The organism is Actinomadura sp. NPDC023710 (genome assembly GCF_040639875.1).
Taxonomy (GTDB): Bacteria; Actinomycetota; Actinomycetes; order Streptosporangiales; family Streptosporangiaceae; genus Spirillospora; species Spirillospora citrea.
This window is the reverse complement of the sequence record NZ_JBFAGB010000012.1, coordinates 216,269-232,365: the sequence shown is the minus strand read 5'-3', so window position 1 is coordinate 232,365 and position 16,097 is coordinate 216,269. Positions and strand designations below refer to the sequence as shown.

Annotated in this window: 16 protein-coding genes and 1 tRNA gene; 10 read left to right on the top strand and 7 right to left on the bottom strand. The window is 66.4% G+C overall.

Features of this window, described 5'->3' with window-relative positions; all coding sequences use genetic code 11:
- Positions 1-142: 142 nt before the first annotated feature.
- Positions 143-1,105 (bottom strand): hypothetical protein, encoded by a 963-nt coding sequence (locus AB0H37_RS16765; protein WP_360613495.1) that lies wholly within the window; start codon positions 1,103-1,105, stop codon positions 143-145.
- Between the two features lie 663 nt (positions 1,106-1,768).
- Between AB0H37_RS16765 and AB0H37_RS16760 the strand changes: the two genes are divergently transcribed.
- The 3 genes from AB0H37_RS16760 to AB0H37_RS16750 all read left to right on the top strand — a co-directional run bounded on the left by AB0H37_RS16760 (position 1,769) and on the right by AB0H37_RS16750 (position 4,074).
- On the top strand, positions 1,769-2,245 hold the full coding sequence (locus AB0H37_RS16760; RefSeq protein WP_360613493.1) for a hypothetical protein: 477 nt from the start codon (positions 1,769-1,771) through the stop codon (positions 2,243-2,245).
- A 282-nt stretch (positions 2,246-2,527) separates the two neighbouring features.
- Positions 2,528-2,944: a DUF2809 domain-containing protein gene (locus AB0H37_RS16755; RefSeq protein WP_360613491.1), complete on the top strand. Its 417-nt coding sequence runs from the start codon at positions 2,528-2,530 to the stop codon at positions 2,942-2,944.
- A gap of 383 nt (positions 2,945-3,327) precedes the next feature.
- Positions 3,328-4,074, top strand: coding sequence for a C39 family peptidase (locus AB0H37_RS16750; protein WP_360613489.1), 747 nt, complete (start codon positions 3,328-3,330; stop codon positions 4,072-4,074).
- Between the two features lie 114 nt (positions 4,075-4,188).
- Here AB0H37_RS16750 and AB0H37_RS16745 read toward each other — a convergent pair whose 3' ends face one another.
- Positions 4,189-5,031, bottom strand: coding sequence for an MHYT domain-containing protein (locus tag AB0H37_RS16745; RefSeq protein ID WP_329096777.1), 843 nt, complete (start codon positions 5,029-5,031; stop codon positions 4,189-4,191).
- 473 nt (positions 5,032-5,504) lie between these two features.
- On the opposite strand from AB0H37_RS16745, the gene AB0H37_RS16740 reads away from it, so the two are divergent.
- A complete protein-coding gene (locus AB0H37_RS16740) occupies positions 5,505-6,104 on the top strand; it encodes a hypothetical protein (protein WP_360613487.1) in 600 nt (199 codons plus the stop codon).
- A gap of 124 nt (positions 6,105-6,228) precedes the next feature.
- Here AB0H37_RS16740 and AB0H37_RS16735 read toward each other — a convergent pair whose 3' ends face one another.
- Positions 6,229-6,777: a hypothetical protein gene (locus tag AB0H37_RS16735; RefSeq protein WP_360613485.1), complete on the bottom strand. Its 549-nt coding sequence runs from the start codon at positions 6,775-6,777 to the stop codon at positions 6,229-6,231.
- A 148-nt stretch (positions 6,778-6,925) separates the two neighbouring features.
- A complete protein-coding gene (locus AB0H37_RS16730; protein ID WP_360613483.1) occupies positions 6,926-7,909 on the bottom strand; it encodes a winged helix-turn-helix domain-containing protein in 984 nt (327 codons plus the stop codon).
- A gap of 305 nt (positions 7,910-8,214) precedes the next feature.
- On the opposite strand from AB0H37_RS16730, the gene AB0H37_RS16725 reads away from it, so the two are divergent.
- Entirely contained in the window at positions 8,215-8,814 is a 600-nt protein-coding gene (locus AB0H37_RS16725) for a DUF6461 domain-containing protein (protein WP_360613481.1), read from the top strand.
- Between the two features lie 751 nt (positions 8,815-9,565).
- Here AB0H37_RS16725 and AB0H37_RS16720 read toward each other — a convergent pair.
- Complete coding sequence (locus AB0H37_RS16720) at positions 9,566-10,081, bottom strand: DUF4352 domain-containing protein (RefSeq protein WP_360613479.1); 516 nt, start codon at positions 10,079-10,081, stop codon at positions 9,566-9,568.
- 839 nt (positions 10,082-10,920) lie between these two features.
- Between AB0H37_RS16720 and AB0H37_RS16715 the strand changes: the two genes are divergently transcribed.
- Positions 10,921-11,163, top strand: coding sequence for a hypothetical protein (locus tag AB0H37_RS16715; protein ID WP_360613477.1), 243 nt, complete (start codon positions 10,921-10,923; stop codon positions 11,161-11,163).
- Between the two features lie 63 nt (positions 11,164-11,226).
- On the opposite strand, the gene AB0H37_RS16710 is transcribed toward AB0H37_RS16715, so the two are convergent.
- Positions 11,227-11,300, bottom strand: a tRNA-Gly gene (locus AB0H37_RS16710).
- An 81-nt stretch (positions 11,301-11,381) separates the two neighbouring features.
- Between AB0H37_RS16710 and dcd the strand changes: the two genes are divergently transcribed.
- The 4 genes from dcd (at position 11,382) to AB0H37_RS16690 (ending at position 15,247) form a co-directional block, all read left to right on the top strand.
- Positions 11,382-11,957 (top strand): dCTP deaminase, encoded by a 576-nt coding sequence (gene dcd, locus AB0H37_RS16705; RefSeq protein WP_179831751.1) that lies wholly within the window; start codon positions 11,382-11,384, stop codon positions 11,955-11,957.
- Between the two features lie 182 nt (positions 11,958-12,139).
- The gene (locus AB0H37_RS16700) at positions 12,140-13,393 is read left to right on the top strand and encodes a glycine betaine/L-proline ABC transporter ATP-binding protein (RefSeq protein ID WP_179831750.1); all 1,254 of its coding nucleotides are present in this window, start codon (positions 12,140-12,142) and stop codon (positions 13,391-13,393) included.
- Complete coding sequence (locus tag AB0H37_RS16695) at positions 13,386-14,312, top strand: ABC transporter permease subunit (RefSeq protein WP_179831749.1); 927 nt, start codon at positions 13,386-13,388, stop codon at positions 14,310-14,312. The genes AB0H37_RS16700 and AB0H37_RS16695 overlap by 8 nt, the downstream gene beginning before the upstream one ends.
- A 47-nt stretch (positions 14,313-14,359) precedes the next feature.
- On the top strand, positions 14,360-15,247 hold the full coding sequence (locus tag AB0H37_RS16690) for a glycine betaine ABC transporter substrate-binding protein (protein WP_179831748.1): 888 nt from the start codon (positions 14,360-14,362) through the stop codon (positions 15,245-15,247).
- Between the two features lie 51 nt (positions 15,248-15,298).
- On the opposite strand, the gene AB0H37_RS16685 is transcribed toward AB0H37_RS16690, so the two are convergent.
- The gene (locus AB0H37_RS16685) at positions 15,299-16,036 is read right to left on the bottom strand and encodes a ZIP family metal transporter (RefSeq protein WP_179831747.1); all 738 of its coding nucleotides are present in this window, start codon (positions 16,034-16,036) and stop codon (positions 15,299-15,301) included.
- Between the last annotated feature and the right edge of the window lie 61 nt (positions 16,037-16,097).

Below are 16,097 nucleotides of genomic sequence, written 5' to 3'. Positions count from 1 at the left end.
CCCACCCTGATGGACCATCTCGGCCTGCCCTACGACGGCGGCGGGCTGCCCGGCAGGTCGTCAACGTCGGCGGCCGGGACCTCGCCGACGTGGACCTGGTCGACGCCAGCCCCCACCTGGTCGCTCACCTCGGAGTCCTAGGTCACCACTTGTTGGACCAGTAGATGGCGTCCATGGCCACGCGGACCGGCGGGGCGCCGTTCCGGATGTGCTTCCAGTTGGCGTCGTTGAGGCTGTAGTTCAGCCGGTAGTGGCCGGAGACCCTGGTACGCAGGTCGCTGTGCCGGAGGCCGGCGATCGGGGCGTAGCGCACCCGGTGCTGGGCTCCGATGAGGGCGGGCGCGGCGCTGGAGGAGTTGACCGCCTCGTCCCGGTCGGTGGCGAGCAGCGTCCAGTCGGTGCCGCCGTCGGCCTGGGGCAGCTGCGGGCCGAGCCAGTTCAGGAACGAGTTCATCCCGCTCATCTCCCGGCACTGCTTGTCGGACGCACAGAACGTCGGCACGATGGCGCCCTTGTGCGGCGTGCCGAGCGTGACCACGTCCTGGATGAGCAGCTTGGGCGGCCAGCCCGGCTCGTGGCGTGCGGAGCCGGCGATCGCGGCGCGGGCGACCAGGCCGCCCATGGAGTGCGCGACGATGTCGACGGTCTGGCCCTTGGACGAGTAGTTCTTGTAGATGTTCTGGGCCAGCTGCCTGCCGAGATCCTTGATGGAGGTGTCGGTCGACCCCTTGGCGATCCGCACACAGCCCTTCGGATCGTCGGTGGAGTAGTAGCCGACCCGGTGGAACTTGCCCGTCCAGCCCCAGCCGCGCATCGCCTTCACCGCGCCGGTCCACTTCTTGGCGCATCCGGTGTCGGTGACCTTCTGCCGGTACCCCTTGATGAGGTAGACGGGCGTGTTCGCCGAGTCCCCACTGACGCGGGTGGCACCGGCTGCGATCTGCGCGGCGGTCAGGCTTTGGGCCGCCTGGACGGCCTTGGTGCCCCCGGCGCTCAGTTTGGTCTCCCGAGCGGGCAACGCGTCGCATGCCACCAGTCCCAGACCGGTCGTCATCACGAGGCCGGCGGCGGCAAAGGCAGCCTTTCTCCGGACGGTGATCGCCATGATTCATCTCCCCTTCGGTAACTGGTGGAGAAATTACTTGAGGTAAATCACGGGCGGGCAGGGCTGAGGGACCTCAATGCGCCGCTGGAATTTTGGGGCCCTAGGGCTCTAGTGGGATGCAGGGACCCCGGCAGCGGGCCCGGAGCCCGGGGTCCGTGCAACCTCCCCCAAGTATCTCGTCCGCGCAGTTCAGAGCCTCGCAGAACCATCCGTTGGGTTTCAGAGATGGCCAAAGAAGCGCTGACGAAGAAACTTCGTCAGGCATTCGCGGGCGCTGATCACAATTACACGATGATCAAGGGTTGACCTGCTCGCCCGGCCCCTCTAGTCAGCACGCCGAAGTCAGCCGAAGCAAGTGGCTGGGCGGCGCCACCGGGCTCCCAGACGTCGGTGCACGCTGGCATGCCTGGAGCCAACACGCCGACGGCAAGTGGCCCACCCCCGCTGAGGTCACCCACGCCGAGGAGGTCCTCCACTTCGCGTTCAGCGCGGGTGGTGCCGTACGTGACCACGGTCCTGTGAAGCTGCATCGCTGAACTCGCCGAAACCGGCTGCCGCGCCACCGAAAGCATCACCCGGCACCCGCAACCCGACCCGCCGGGACCTGCGGTGCGCACCGACGCAGAGTTCACTTATCGGCTCCACCGGGGTTATGGTCGGCCGGTGTACGTCTTCCTGTCCCTGCTCTTGGTCATGGCGCTGGCGCTTCTGCTTCTGCTCGCCCTGGTGATCTACGGACGGCTCGTGGTCCGCAACCAGCGCAAGGCCCTCGGAGCACTGCGTCAAAACGGCCTCGCGTTCCTATGCCGTCCAACGCTGGGCATGCAGAACCTGGCTGGATTCATCCTCAGCGTCGACCAGAACTCGGTCGCACTGTGGAAAGTCGGGCTCGGTCAGCCGGTGCAGATACAAACCTTTCCCAGCACTGGTGCCAGAGTCGCCCCGACCACGGTGAAGGTCAATCTTGCACGCAGGTCGTCCGGGCTGTCCATTACCTCCGCCGCCGCAGAACGCCTGGACGTCGTCATCTATCCAGATCCGACGATGTCGTACTCGTCCCCCGCTGATGGCGCTTTTCTCGACCTCGTCTGCGACAAGATCCAGGAGAGCCTGGCACGCACTCCCGGGTCCTACGAATGACCGCCGGGTGCCTCCAGCAATGCTGCCACTTACTTCCGCCACGCCTGCACGAACACGACAGGCCCCGGCGCTGCTTGCCCCCTCGCCTGGCCAACTTGAGGCGCGAACATCCTGATCCGTAGCAACGAGGCCCAGCGTCAGTGATGAGTCACTGGCCTGGGCCTCCAGCCTGGTATCGGTGACGGGAAGGGCCGGCGCCCGCCTGCTGACCTGGCCGCTCTCCAACGCCGTGGCGGCGTTTCTCTTTTGAGGCGTTGGCCGCGATGCCACTATGATCGCTCGATGTCGCTCACGGTGCGATGGATTCGGCTGCTGATGGCGGTATCGGCAGTCGGCTTTGCAGGCGCCGCCTACGCAATCCGCGCCACAATGGACGGACCCATCGAACAGTACTCAGGTGCCGCCTTGTCCGCGGCCATCGTCTACACGATAGTCATCTTCATACGACCCCGGATCTCCCCCCTGCCCGCTGGCAGCGCCGCGATCGCATACTGCTGGCTCATCGAGTGCGCACAGCTCACCGCCCTGCCCGCGGCACTCTCCCAACGCAGCTGGCTCGCGCGTCAGCTACTAGGCGCCCAGTTCGACCTCATTGACGTTGTCTGGTACCCCGTCGGCGTCATCCCATTGGTCGCCGCGCATTGGTTCCTTCAGGCCCGCACACGTTCCCAAACAGGCCCGACACCCGTTGAGCCTTAGCTGAGCGCTATCAGGATATTCATACCCTCGGACCCAGGCATCCTCGATGGAGCGGGTGACGGGAATCGAACCCGCTGTCAGCTTGGGAATCAAGCCGATCATGCACGCCAAGGCCGCTGATCTGGCCGACCACGGTGCCGCAAGTGACCGTGAATGACCCCTGTTCCCGCTGGCTAATGGCTCCCTAATCGTCCACCGCCGCACTTTTCGACCTCGAAGGTACGGGCACATGGCCGCGCCGGACCGGGTCATCGTCAGGACATCGATGGCGATCCAATGAACGCAGATTTCGGACGATCCCCCCGAAACCGTTGGCGATCATGGTGCGTCTCACCCAGCAGCCGAGTCACAACGGTTGCCCGCCGACTACAAGGAGTACCCAGGTGCCAGTTTCCCGCTGGATCGCCGGAGGCATCGCCGCCCTCACCGCCACCGCCGCCGTTGCGACCGGGATCGTCGTCTCGACGGCCGGCGCCCGAGACGGCGGCCGGGCCGGTGCCGCCGGAGCCGCCCAGGCCCTGCCCACCCGGCCCGCCGCGATTCCCCAGGGCATGCCCTACGAGCCCGTGTCCGCACCCCGCGGCCGGCCCGCCCTGCAACAGGCCGCGGCCGCGCCCGGGTCGTACACCGTGAAGATCATCGGGCAGTACCAGAGCAAGAACAACTGGTGCGTGCCGACGTCGAGTTCGATCAGCCTGCGCACCCTCGGCATCAAGGTGAGCCAGGCCACGCTCGCCAAGAAGATGAAGACCGCGGGCCCCGGCACCACGGCCAGGCAGGCGCTCCCGGTGCTCAACGCCTACGCCAAGCCCAAGCACCTCGCCTACCGGACCGGGGACGACATCAGCACCGGCACGAAGCTGCTGACCAAGGTCAGGTACGACGCGGGCGTGCTGCACCGGGCCACGGTCCTCGGCGTATGGGCCGACGATCTGCCCTGGAACACCAAGCAGGGCTTCCCCAACCACACCGGGCACGCGATCGTCGTGTACGGCTACAACGCCGGCAAGAAGACCATCACCGTCTGGGACCCGTGGAAGGCGACCGGCGGCAAGCACACCATCAGCGCCGCCAAGCTCTCCGCCGTCTCCCAGAAGGGCGGAATGTTCGTCATCAACCCCACCCTCTGACCAAGACGAACCGGCCGGGCCTGAGCGGCGGACGCCTCTGCCGACCGACGCGCTAGAAGACCGCCGCCGGGCCCTGGCCGCCGCCGATGCCCATCGCCTCCAGGCCGTACCGACTCAAGTGCGGTCTATGCCGTACGGGGGGTCGGGGCGCTGGGTGGCTTGGCGTTGGCGTGAGAGCTGGTCGAAGATTTCCTGGTGGTATCTGTCTTCGAGGGCTTCCTTCCCGCTCGGCACCAGGGCGATGAGCATCAGGGTGATGACGGGGCATCCGCCGATCCAGATGATCAGCGGCCAGGTCAGGGAGAGCACGCCCGCGCCGGTCGGGGCCGGTGCGCTGTGGTCCATCGTGAAGCTGGCGGCCGCCATGCCGGTGTAGTGCATGCCGCTGACGGCCAATGCCATGATCGGGATCGCGCCGGCCATCGCCAGTTTGCTTCGGACATCGCGGGTCACCCACAAAGCGGCGGTAGCGGCCACGACGGCGATGACCACGGACAGTGCGACGATGCGCATGTCGTAGTGAATCGATCCCTGGACCTGCATCGCCGCCATGCCCGTGTAGTGCATGGCGGCGACGCCGACGCCGGTGAGCAGGCCGGCCAGCAGCAGCGCCGGCAGCTTCGCCCGGCTGTAGCCGACCACGAACATGCCGACTGCGACTATGCCGACCGCGATCAGAAGACTCAGAGCGGTCAGGGGGATGTTCCAGCTGACCTCCGAGCCCTCGACGGTGGTGCCCACCATCGCGATGAAGTGCATGGCCCAGACCCCGGTGCCGCCGATCGACACCGCTGACCAAGCCAGCCACAGGTTGCGAATGGCACGGGTACCCACCCATGCCCGGCTCGTGCACGCCAGGCCGAGTCCGCAGCCGAGGCATGACACCAGATAGGCGAGCAGAGGGGCATACGTCCAGTGCCCCATCCCGGTTTCCATGTGGCCCAAGGCGAGCTCCAAACCCTCTTCTTGTGAAGAGTGGTGCCGTGAACGCGGTCGTTCGGACGGACCGTAATCGACTACGTTGGGTAACTGTAAGGGTTCCTGGTTCGCCTCATCGAGGTTGCGTTGACGCTCCGGCCGGAGAGGGTTGCCAAGTCAACACACCATCCGCGGCAATTGCAAGATCATCCCAGTGCATCCCGTCATGCACAGTGTGTAGTTATAGTCGTGTCGTTTCACGGCGAGGCGGCCGGAACTGCGCGGTTCTCAGGTGGCAGGGAGCCCCTTGCCGGAAGGCGAAACCGCCCATGCGGCCCGACCGCCACGCGCGCGCTGCCGTGCCCGCCGGAGGTGCGAGTCGAGCCACACATCAGGGCGACCATAGGCGGAGAGACGTGTTGCCGAATCGTGCTGTTGGGGCGAGCGCGGCAACCTGGCGGCGGTCGTCGCCTCGTGCCGTTCTTGCAAGCCCTGCGTGACTGGAGCGTCCATTGACCGTCATCACGACGTTTCTCGACCGCCAACTGGCCGCGGATGCCAAGTACGGAGGACAGGCGGACCTGGATGAATGTCCGCCGCTGCCTCCAGCACTCGATCGGCATCTGCGGTCCTGCACCCGATATTCGCCCGCCTGGCTGCGCGTCAACCAGGAGATTCGGGCCCGCTGCACCCAACGCCCCGCGCTTGTTCGGCTGCTGGCGTACACGTATGCCGGGATGCCCGGCTACCGGCCCGCCTGGCAGCCGGCCCTCACCCAGGGCCGTGTCCCCTCAGGTCCGGGCACCGATCTCTTGCTGGAGCGGTGGCGCGGTGAGGAACGCTTGGCTCGCGAGGCCGCCGAGGAAGCCGGCCTGGACTTCGCCTGGCGGGAAGTGGACCGCCAGGATGGCCGGGGCCTGGTCGTTGACGGTGCCGGTCGCCCTCTGTGGGAGGCCGCCGTCTATCCGGAAGACGGCTTTGTCATCTCCCGCTACGGGCCGGGCCGGGTTCTCCGCGAACTGGCGGCCCGGCGCCAGATGCTGGCGCGTCTCGATCTCTCGGCCGGGGCCGACCAGTTCCTCCGCCTTCTCGCCGAGCCGTATGCAGGGTAGGTGGCCAGGGGGACGTTTGCCCACGAGCTCTGAACGGGCCCCCTGGCGAATTTCTGCAAGAAGAGTGGGCGACGAGCTACGTCCGCTTCAGATTATTGCAGAGCGCGTCGCCATTAACCTGACGCTAGAAGCGCTGGACTGACGTATAGCGACAGCCTTTCGTCTTCGCTTCGACGAAATCGATCCCGCTATACGGAGTGAAATCATTCTCACAGTTCAAGAACTTCAGTCCGGATTCCTTGAGTTTCTGCTGAAGGGCGGCTTCGATCTCGTCACTGGCACCTCCGGTGTCCCGGACGGTGAAGCCCATTCCGACCCTCTCCGAGGAGACGGAGTCGTAGTTCTTGAAGAACCGCTCGATCGTAGAGTTGTCCGCATCGATGAGCAGGAACTCGACCGCGAACTTCTGCTCCTGATACCAGCAGATGGCCTTCTCCTTTCCACCACGGCTCCTGTCGGAAACCTGGAGCTCCACGCCAGGACCGGTCGTCTGCATCCGCTGGCAAGAACCGAGGGTCGGTTTGAGAAGTTCGGCGATCTCCTCGAACGAGCTCGCCTTGGGCATCTTGGTGCCCTTTTCGGAGGCGCCCTTGCTGTTAGCACCAGCGCCGCCGGCGCAGCCCGCCGCCAACAAGGCCGTGATGGCCGGGCCGGCAAGATTCCAGAACTTCATGACGTTCCTCTCTCAGCGATGCGCGCAAAGTTGAGACAGGCAGGGAAGAGCATGCCCTGGCCAAGGTCTCGGTGGAGCATGGTCACACCGTAGGAGGGTTGGGCATCCGGCCATGCGGAAGTTTTCTGCTGGAGGAGAATTATCCAGGTCAGCCGGGGTTGTTTTCAGTCGTGAGGACCGCACCGCGAGGGGTCAGGGTGTGCAGGACGTGTTGGCCCTGCCGTTCACTTTCGACGAGCCCGGCGTTGCGAAGGATCTTCAGATGTCCGGAGACCACTGAAGGACGCAGTCCGGCCATGGCGGCGATATCGCCCGTCGTTGACGCGGTGCGCAGAGAGACCAGGACCTTGGCGCGGTTGTCGCCCAGGAGTGCCCCCAACGCTTCGTCGTGTGCAGTTCTTCGCGATGCGACCTGCAGGGGGTAAACCACCACAGGGGGGAGCTTGGGGTCGACGATTGCTACAGGCGATCCGTCGCAAAAATAGGAAGGAATAAAGCAGATGCCACGCCCTCCCAGGCGGATGTCCCAATCCATGGGATAGGGCGCGGAGAGCACGGGATCATTCCAGGTGAACGGGTACATGGAATCGAGCAGGGAGGAGAAACTGCGCTCCAGCGCGCTCAGCCTCTGCGAGCGATCCATCTCGAGAGCCGCTGCCACCTGGGTCCAGTCCGGGCGTATCAGCCTGTCATTAATGACCTGAAAGGAGCGGGCCACGTCCTGCATGGCCTCCCCTTCGCCGCGGGCGAGGCTGCATGCCCAATTGGGGAGAGCGCGACGCTTCGATGCGAAGCCCAACTCGTCCCTGATCCGGCTGCGCGGCGTCGACCGAAGGGCGTCCAGTCCCGCGTCAAGACCCTCCATGGCCTCGATGGGCGTGAGGAAGTCGGGGAAGTAACTCGCATCAGCAGGTGCGAGGTCCATGAGGAGACGGCACGCTGAACGGACTTCAGGGTCGATCTTCCGCCGGGCGTTCGCCTTCCAAGCGCTCAGCCGTGGCGTCAACCGGCCCGCGGGTGCGACGAGGACGTGGGTTCCAAGCACCGCCTCCCACATCGGGTCGGATTGCCCGGCCAACTGCATGAGCAGCAGGTCTTGGCGCGTGAAATGGATCCGCAGGACGCCGGCCATGGCCAGGAGCCTAGCGGCGGCACCGGTGAGGTGCCTGGCCGTTGGAATGGGCTAGTGAACGCGCTGCCTTCAACTCATGGCGGCCGAGCTCCTGACTTGCGCATCTCGGCCTGCTCGGAACGGCGACAGCCCCCGATCCTCCGAGAGTGCGCGGACCCCGCCTCAGCGAGATAGTGCGACAGACAGTTTCGCGCGGGTGAGTGCTTCGACTCGCGGGGGCTGGGGGTACGGTCAGGCGACCGTCGACTGTATTGGATGGCACCATGGCGGGTCCGACACCTGGGCAGATCGAGCACTATGTGCGGATGTTCGAGCAGTTGAGCGACCTTTCGGAGTATTCCTCGGTTAAGGAAAACCTGTCTTGGACGGTGGTACGCCCTCGCCAGGCGCGGTTGACCGTGGATGACGTAGTACGCCGGTTGCACGGTGAACCGGACACCATGACGACGGACCGGCCGGCTGATTGTGTCTCTGACCTCGAATACGACGACCTAGCTGACACGGTCTTTCTCGAGCAGCGCGGCGACGCCGTCATCATCGTAGGGTTCGGCACCGCCACCGCCGAGGAGGAGGCGTTGCGGCGGCTTAGCCAGAGCGCCACCGTTCATTCGGTGTTCTGGGCGATCAACAACTTCAACAGGCTCTACTACATCGTCGATGGCGTGGTGGTCACCGAACTGGACATGCTGCGCCCGCTGGACCGGTGGGGTACCGACCCGGAGGCATTGACCGACCACCTCGATGCGTTGCGCGACCTCCACGATCGCTCCGGCCCGGGCCCGGACTGGGAGACCGCGATGGCCACCCTGGAGTCGTTGAGCGCCCAGCGACTCGATCCTGACTGGTTTGCCCGTCCTCAACTGCTTGCGAAGGTAGGCAGATCGCATCATCGCGGACGGGCTTGACGCGCTCGTCCGGGCCGAGCAAGACCAAGACGACGATGATGACGGCGGTGCGGCGGGCTCTCTGATGCCGCTGCCCTAATGGCACGCGGGTGTGACTGAGCCCCCACAAGGCCAAGGCCCAGGCTCGGCGGAAACCGCTGACCTGGGCCTTCGTTATGGGAGCGGGTGACGGGAATCGAACCCGCGCTGTCAGCTTGGGAATAGCCCCGAACCTGCCTGCTGATACCCCTGACCTGGCGTAGCCCGGCACCGCAAGTGACCGCGATTGCTCCCTGATCACCCTTATTAATGGCCCGCTAATGGCCCGCCGCTATAGCCCCTGACCTGCGCCCCTTCGACCGATCGGAACGGCGACAGCACCCGGTCATCCGAGGGCAAGCAGACCCGGAGCGCAGGGCCGGCCACGGCCCGAGCACCGGAAGCCGCGCGGCAGCGATCACCCCCAACCCTGCAACCCTCCTCAACCACGCTGAGGCGATCGTAGGCTGAACTGCGGAACGATTCATTACGAGTCTGAAGAACAAGATCCACACCCGTCCACAGACGTCCTCTGGCCGCAATGGCGCGCCGCGTACCGCACGTGAGCGCATCGCTCCGGGGTGTTCGTTCGCGCGAACGGCGCGCTAGGCGTGACAGGCAGTATCGCGCGAATGAGCGCCCGGCACGCGGGGGTCCAGGGGGCGGCGTCAGCTCCCTGGTTCGAGCTCGCTCAACCGGCCGCCATTCAGGACCGATACCCTCCCCGGGCGCGTCACCTCAGATTGACTCGGACTCCCGCCGAGAACGGCGAGTCGTGCAATTCGATCGCTGAGGGGGTGACCTCTGTGGGGACATCGAAGATCACGGTGCCGTTGACTGTGTTGCCGGGGTTGATCTCCTCCAGGAGCGATCTGGCGGACTCAAGGTAGATGGCCGCTTCGGTGTCTGCCGAGTACTCCTTGTCCCCGGCTAGGAGCTTCTGAGAGTCACCGTCGAAGGTCTGGGCCTCCTTGCCGTGGTTGGTGACCTTCATGTTGACCAGCACGAACTTGCCCTGAGGCTTCTTGCCGACCCCCTCGGGGCCGATACTGCTGGTACGGGTGGAGACCTTGGTGACTACGAAGGTGAACTTCCCGTCCTTGACAGATTGGCCGATCTTGGCGCCTTTGGCAGGTTGGGTGGTCGTCGGTGTCTCCCCGCCCCTCTTCTCCGCCTGTTTTGTGGGTGCGCAGGCTGTGACGAGTCCCGCGGCTGTCACCAAGGCGAGGATCATGTTTCGGGTGTTCATGGGCAGGCTCCATCCTCTGGTTGATCAGAAGGGTCAGCTCGACCATGCCGTGTCCTCGCGATACTTTCCCGGAACCGGGAGCCTTACTCGCTCAAGGTAAGGCGTAGCAGGAGGTCAGCGTCCTGCTCACAGGACTCGTTAGCTGTCTCGGCGCCGGAGACGAGGGGTAGCGACTCATGGCGGCGTCTGATGATGACTGAGGGAGTCGGGGGGCGACCACCTTGAGTGGGCTGTCTTGCGTTCCTAGGTCTCACATGGGGAGTGGGGCGGCCGTGGCCGGGCTGCGAGATAGGACCGGACGGTACAGGCCGCATGCCCGGCTCGCAGAGCCGGGCGCGGTCGCCCGGCGGCCCGCTTGCGGGCCGCCCTTGAAGACGTAAAGAAAGTTCTCATCCGGCCCCGGTGCGCAGTGCTGACCTCAGACTTTGACTGACCGGCCCTTCACGTTCAGCAGGGCTCGCATGGTCTCGGCTGGAGTGACGCATCGGAAGCCGGTGTCATCGTCGTGCATGTCTGCTGATGCGGCGTTGAACGTCGGCTCGTACCGGCCGGGCTCGGACTCGGTCGAGCGCCAATCCCATGCGTTGCCCACATGTCGTAGACCCCGTACGGGCTGACTCCGCTTGCGTAGCAGTCAATGGGGGTGGTGGTGCGCTTCCCGTCCTCTCGGCAGTTGACCTTCGCGGGGGTCCGCTGGTTGCCCCAGGGGTAGATTTCGCCTCAGGCCACCGAAGTCCAAGGCGGGGGTTCGCACGGTCACCATTCCGGCTGCGATAGTCCCCCACCTGACAGCGCACCTGAACAAGTACACAGGCAAGGAGCCTCACGCCCTGATCTTCATGGGGCTCAAGGGCGGGCCGCTGCGCCGGAGCGGGTTCAACAAGGTCGCGAACTGGCGCCACCTGGTGAACGCGCTCGGCATTCCGAACCTGTACTTCCATGACCTCCGGGTCACCAGTAACCAGCTCGCGGCGGACATGGGCGTGTCGACCAAGAACCAGATGGCGCGCATGGGCCACGACAGCGAGCGGGCGGGGCGCTGGTGCCAGTGGCCTCATGGCCCGCTCATGGCCCGGCTGTGAAGGCGACCAGAAACGATCAAGGCCCAGGTTCGGGGATCATGTCCCTGGCCTGGGCCTTCGCGGTGGAGCGGGTGACGGGAATCGAACCCGCGCTGTCAGCTTGGGAAGCTGAAGTTCTACCATTGAACTACACCCGCGTGGGGCTGCCTGGAGACGCCCGCGTTTTGGTTACTGTACCGGATCGTCGGTGGGGGTGTGGCGTGGGATAGCTTTCTGGGGTGCTGCTCTCCGATCGCGACATCAGGGCCGAGCTTGAGTCTGGGCGAGTGAAGATCGACCCGTACGAGCCGGTCATGGTTCAGCCGTCCAGTGTGGACGTGCGGCTGGACCGGTACTTCCGGGTGTTCGAGAACCACCGGTATCCGCACATCGATCCCGCTGTGGAGCAGCCGGATCTGACGCGGCTGGTGGAGGTGGAGGCCGACGAGGCGTTCGTGCTGCATCCCGGGGAGTTCGTGCTGGCCTCGACGTACGAGGTGTTCGGGCTGCCCGAGGATCTCGCGGCGCGGCTGGAGGGGAAGAGCTCGCTGGGGCGGCTGGGGCTGCTCACGCACTCGACGGCGGGGTGGATCGATCCGGGGTTCAACGGGCACGTGACGCTGGAGCTGTCGAACGTGGCGACGTTGCCGATCAAGTTGTGGCCCGGGATGAAGATCGGGCAGATGTGCCTGTTCCGGACGAGTTCGCCGGCGGAGTACCCCTACGGGTCGGCGAAGTACGGGTCGCGGTACCAGGACCAGCGGGGGCCGACGCCGTCGCGGTCGTACCAGAACTTTCACCGGACGAAAGTGTAGTCAGTTCGTTACCCGAACGTGACGGAAATCACCAAAAGATGAAACATGTTCTCTGGCCGGGTAGTTTCGGGCGACGCACAGGCATGGCGTCTGGTTGACAGCCTCTTTAGGTGAGGCCCGGGCGCCTGGACGGACGAGGCGACCCGTTTCCGCGCATCGACGTGGGAACCCGGAAGGAGATCGTGTCAGTACTCCGCGCGGAAAGCGTCACCAAACTCTTCGGCCGTAAGGCGGCGGAGGCACAGCGGAAGCTCAGGGCGGGGGCCGATCTGTCGGTGGTCCGCGACCTCGGGGTCACCCCGGCGGTGGTGGACGCCACGTTCGAGGTCCGGCAGGGCGAGATCTTCGTGGTCATGGGCCTGTCGGGGTCGGGGAAGTCGACCCTCATCCGGATGCTGAACGGGTTGCTCGGCGTCACGTCCGGAAGTGTCGAGATCGACGGCCAGGACATCGCCAAGCTGCCGCCGAAGGCGCTGCGCGCGCTTCGGCAGAACAAGGTCAGCATGGTCTTCCAGCACTTCGCGCTGTTCCCCCATCGGACGGTTCTGGCCAATGCCGCGTACGGGCTCGAGGTCCGCGGTGTTCCCAGGGAAGAACGAGAGAAGACCGCCCGGGAGTTCCTGGCCCTGGTGGGTCTCGAAGGCTGGGAGAACAAGGTCCCCGGTGAGTTGTCGGGCGGAATGAAGCAGCGGGTGGGGCTTGCCCGCGCGCTCGCTTCGGGCACCGACATCATCCTGATGGACGAGGCCTTCAGCGCTCTGGACCCGCTGATCCGCCGGGAGGTCCAGGACCTGCTCCTGGACCTGCAGAGCCGGTTCGGCAAGACGATCGTCTTCATCACGCACGACCTGAACGAGGCCATGCGCATCGGCGACCGCATCGCGGTGATGCGGGAGGGCCGGATCGTGCAGATCGGGACGGCCGAGGAGATCCTCACCGATCCCGCCAACGACTATGTCGCTCAGTTCGTCGCGGATGTGGACCGTACCAGAGTGCTGACGGCCGCCTCGGTGATGGAGAAGCCGCTGGTCACGGTGCTGGCGTCGACCGGGCCCCGGACGGCCCTGCGGACGATGCGCGAGCAGCAGACATCGGCGGCGTTCGTGGTCGGGCGGGACCGCAGGCTCGTCGGACGGGTGCGGGCGACCGTGATCGCGGACGCGGTGCAGGAGAACGTCCAGACGCTGGACGGCCTGATCGACCCCGAGGATCCGGCGCCGGTGGCGCCGGACACCCCGGTCGCGGACCTGTTCGTGCGGGTCGCCGAGAGCGATCTGCCGGTGCCGGTGGCGGACGAGAAGGGGACGCTGCTCGGCGTGATCCCCCGGGTGACGCTGCTGGCGGCGCTCGGCGCGATCAACTCCCACGTGGAGGAGATGGTCGAGGAGGACGAGCCGGAACTGGCGCTGACGAAGGAGGGCGGCGGCGATGAGTGACGCTGCGATGAAGCTGCCCCGGGTTCCGGTCGGCGAGTGGTTCGACAGCCTGGTGACCTGGTGCACCGACAACCTGGCGTGGCTGTTCGACGGGATCGGCTCGGCGATCGAGGCGTCGGTGGACGGGCTGACGAGCGTCCTGACGGTCCTGCCGCCGCTGGGGCTGACGCTGGTGCTGGCCGTGATCGCGCTGGTGCTGAGCGGCTGGAAGCTCGGCCTGTTCACGATCCTCGGGTTCGCGCTGGTCGACAGCATGGAGCTGTGGGAGTCGGCGATGGACTCGCTGGCCCTGGTGCTGGTGTCGGCGGTGGTGTCGACCGTGGTGGCGATCCCGATCGGCATCGCGGCCGCGCGCAGCGACGTGGTGAGCCGGATCGTCCGGCCGGTCCTGGACTTCATGCAGACGATGCCGGCGTTCGTGTACCTGATTCCGGCGATCTTCTTCTTCAGCATCGGCTCGGTGCCCGGCGTGGTGGCGACGGTGATCTTCGCGATGCCGCCGGGGGTGCGGCTGACCGAACTCGGCATCCGCGGGGTGGACCCGGAGATGGTCGAGGCGGGCGAGGCGTTCGGCACGCCGCCGGGCCGGATCCTGACCCGGATCCAGATCCCGCTCGCGATGCCGTCGATCATGGCCGGGGTCAACCAGCTGATCATGCTGTCGCTGTCCATGGTCGTCATCGCCGGCATGGTGGGGGCGGGCGGCCTCGGCGGCGAGGTGCTGGAGGGCATCAACCGGGTGGACGTCGCCAAGGGCTTCGAGGGCGGCATCGCCGTCGTGGTCCTCGCCATCTACCTGGACCGCCTGACCGGCGCCCTGGGCGAGGGGCCGAGCATGCTGCGCGCGCTGTTCACGCGCCGCCGCGCCGCCGCGACCGTCCCGGTCGCCGTCGCCTCCGCCGCGGGAACGTCCAACTGACTTCCCGCTCCCCCCACTTCACCATGCAAGCCAACGAAAGGACGCGCATGCGCTCCAAGTTCAAGGGCCTGACGGTCGCCGCGCTGACGCTGACGCTCGGGCTGAGCGCCGCGGCGTGCGGCGACTCCGACTCCGGCGGGGGTGGGAACGACAAGGAGATCACCATCGGCATGGTCTCGGGCTGGGCCGAGGGTGAGGCCGCCACCGCCCTGTGGAAGAGGCTCCTGACCGACAAGGGCTACAAGGTGGAGGTCAAGACCCTCGACACGGGACCGCTCTACGCGGGCATGTCGAAGGGCGACGTCGACCTGTTCGTGGACTCCTGGCTGCCGGGCACGCACGAGGACTACTGGAAGCAGTACGGCGACAAGCTGGAGAAGGTCGGCGTCTGGTACGACTCGGCGCCGTTGACGATCGCGGTCCCGAACTACTCCCCGCTGAAGACGCTCGACGACCTGAAGGGCAAGGGCGGCCAGTACGGCGGCAAGATCGTCGGCATCGAGAAGAGCTCCGGCCTGTACCGGGTGTCGCAGGAGGAGATGCTCCCCGCGTACGGCCTGAAGGACGAGTACAAGGTCACGACGTCCTCGACGGCGGCGATGCTGACCGAGCTGAAGAAGTCCATCGACGCCAAGAAGGACATCGTCGTCACGCTGTGGCGCCCGCACTGGGCGTACACGAAGTACCCCATCCGCGACCTGCAGGACCCGAAGGGCGCGATGGGCAAGCCGGACGGCATCAACACCATCGCCCGCAAGGACTTCGGCAAGGACCAGCCCGAGGTCACCGGCTGGCTGAAGAAGTTCCGGATGGACGACAAGCAGCTCGGCTCCCTTGAGGACCTGATGGAGAACCAGTACAAGGGCAAGCCCGAACAGGCGGTCGACGCGTGGCTGAAGTCGAACCAGAGCTACGCCACGTCCCTGACGGGCTGACGCCGGGAACGTTCCCGAAGAGGGCCGTCCGGATTTCCGGGCGGCCCTCCGTCAGCTCGCGAGCCCGACGCTGAGCAGCACGGCGAGGAGCCCGAGCCCGGTGGCGGCCAGGGTCATGATCCGCGGGTGGACGCTGTGCGCCTCGGGCAGGATCTCGGCGGCGGCCAGGTACAGCAGGACGCCGGCGAAGACCCCGAGGTAGGGGCCGAGGACGGCGTCCGGGACGGTCGCCAGCATGCCGATGGCGGCCCCGGCGACCGGGGCGGCGGCGTCGGCGAGCAGCAGCAGGACGGCGGGGCGCCGGTCGCCGCGGTACAGCGAGGCGGCGGTGAAGGTGTTGAACCCGTCCGCGAAGTCGTGGGTGATGACGGCGAGCGCCACGAAGACGCCGGTCTCGGTGCCGGACTGGAAGCCGAAGCCGATGCTGAGGCCGTCCACGAGGCTGTGCAGGACGAGGGCGAGCGCGGCGAGCAGCCCGCCGGAGCCTGAGCCGTGGACGTGCTCGTGCGGGGCGTACTCCTCCTCGTGGGCGCGGTGGATCGCCACCGCCTGCTCGACGACGTGCAGGAGCACGAAGCCCGCCGCGAAGCCGATCATGGAGGCGGGGACGCCGAACGGGCGGTGCCGCGTCAGCTCCAGCGACTCGGGGATCAGGTCGAACGCGACGACGCCGAGCATCAGCCCGCCGGCGAGGCCGAGGACGAGGTGCCGGTGGTCGCGGACGCGCATCGCGGTCAGGCCGCCCGCGAGCGTCATCAGGAACGCGAGGAGGGACACGAGCACGGCCATCCCCAGGTCTTACCAGCGAGCCCGCCCCTCAACCGTGGCCGGAGCGCGAACCGGCCCCGCC

Bases quoted from the DNA above. Each gene is read 5' to 3' on its own strand.
- AB0H37_RS16765 (WP_360613495.1), bottom strand. From the start codon at position 1,105: ATGGCGATCACCGTCCGGAGAAAGGCTGCCTTTGCCGCCGCCGGCCTC.
- AB0H37_RS16755 (WP_360613491.1), top strand. From the start codon at position 2,528: ATGTCGCTCACGGTGCGATGGATTCGGCTGCTGATGGCGGTATCGGCA.
- AB0H37_RS16735 (WP_360613485.1), bottom strand. From the start codon at position 6,777: ATGAAGTTCTGGAATCTTGCCGGCCCGGCCATCACGGCCTTGTTGGCG.
- AB0H37_RS16730 (WP_360613483.1), bottom strand. From the start codon at position 7,909: ATGGCCGGCGTCCTGCGGATCCATTTCACGCGCCAAGACCTGCTGCTC.
- AB0H37_RS16725 (WP_360613481.1), top strand. From the start codon at position 8,215: ATGTTCGAGCAGTTGAGCGACCTTTCGGAGTATTCCTCGGTTAAGGAA.
- AB0H37_RS16720 (WP_360613479.1), bottom strand. From the start codon at position 10,081: ATGAACACCCGAAACATGATCCTCGCCTTGGTGACAGCCGCGGGACTC.
- AB0H37_RS16715 (WP_360613477.1), top strand. From the start codon at position 10,921: ATGGGGCTCAAGGGCGGGCCGCTGCGCCGGAGCGGGTTCAACAAGGTC.
- AB0H37_RS16695 (WP_179831749.1), top strand. From the start codon at position 13,386: ATGAGTGACGCTGCGATGAAGCTGCCCCGGGTTCCGGTCGGCGAGTGG.
- AB0H37_RS16690 (WP_179831748.1), top strand. From the start codon at position 14,360: ATGCGCTCCAAGTTCAAGGGCCTGACGGTCGCCGCGCTGACGCTGACG.
- AB0H37_RS16685 (WP_179831747.1), bottom strand. From the start codon at position 16,036: ATGGCCGTGCTCGTGTCCCTCCTCGCGTTCCTGATGACGCTCGCGGGC.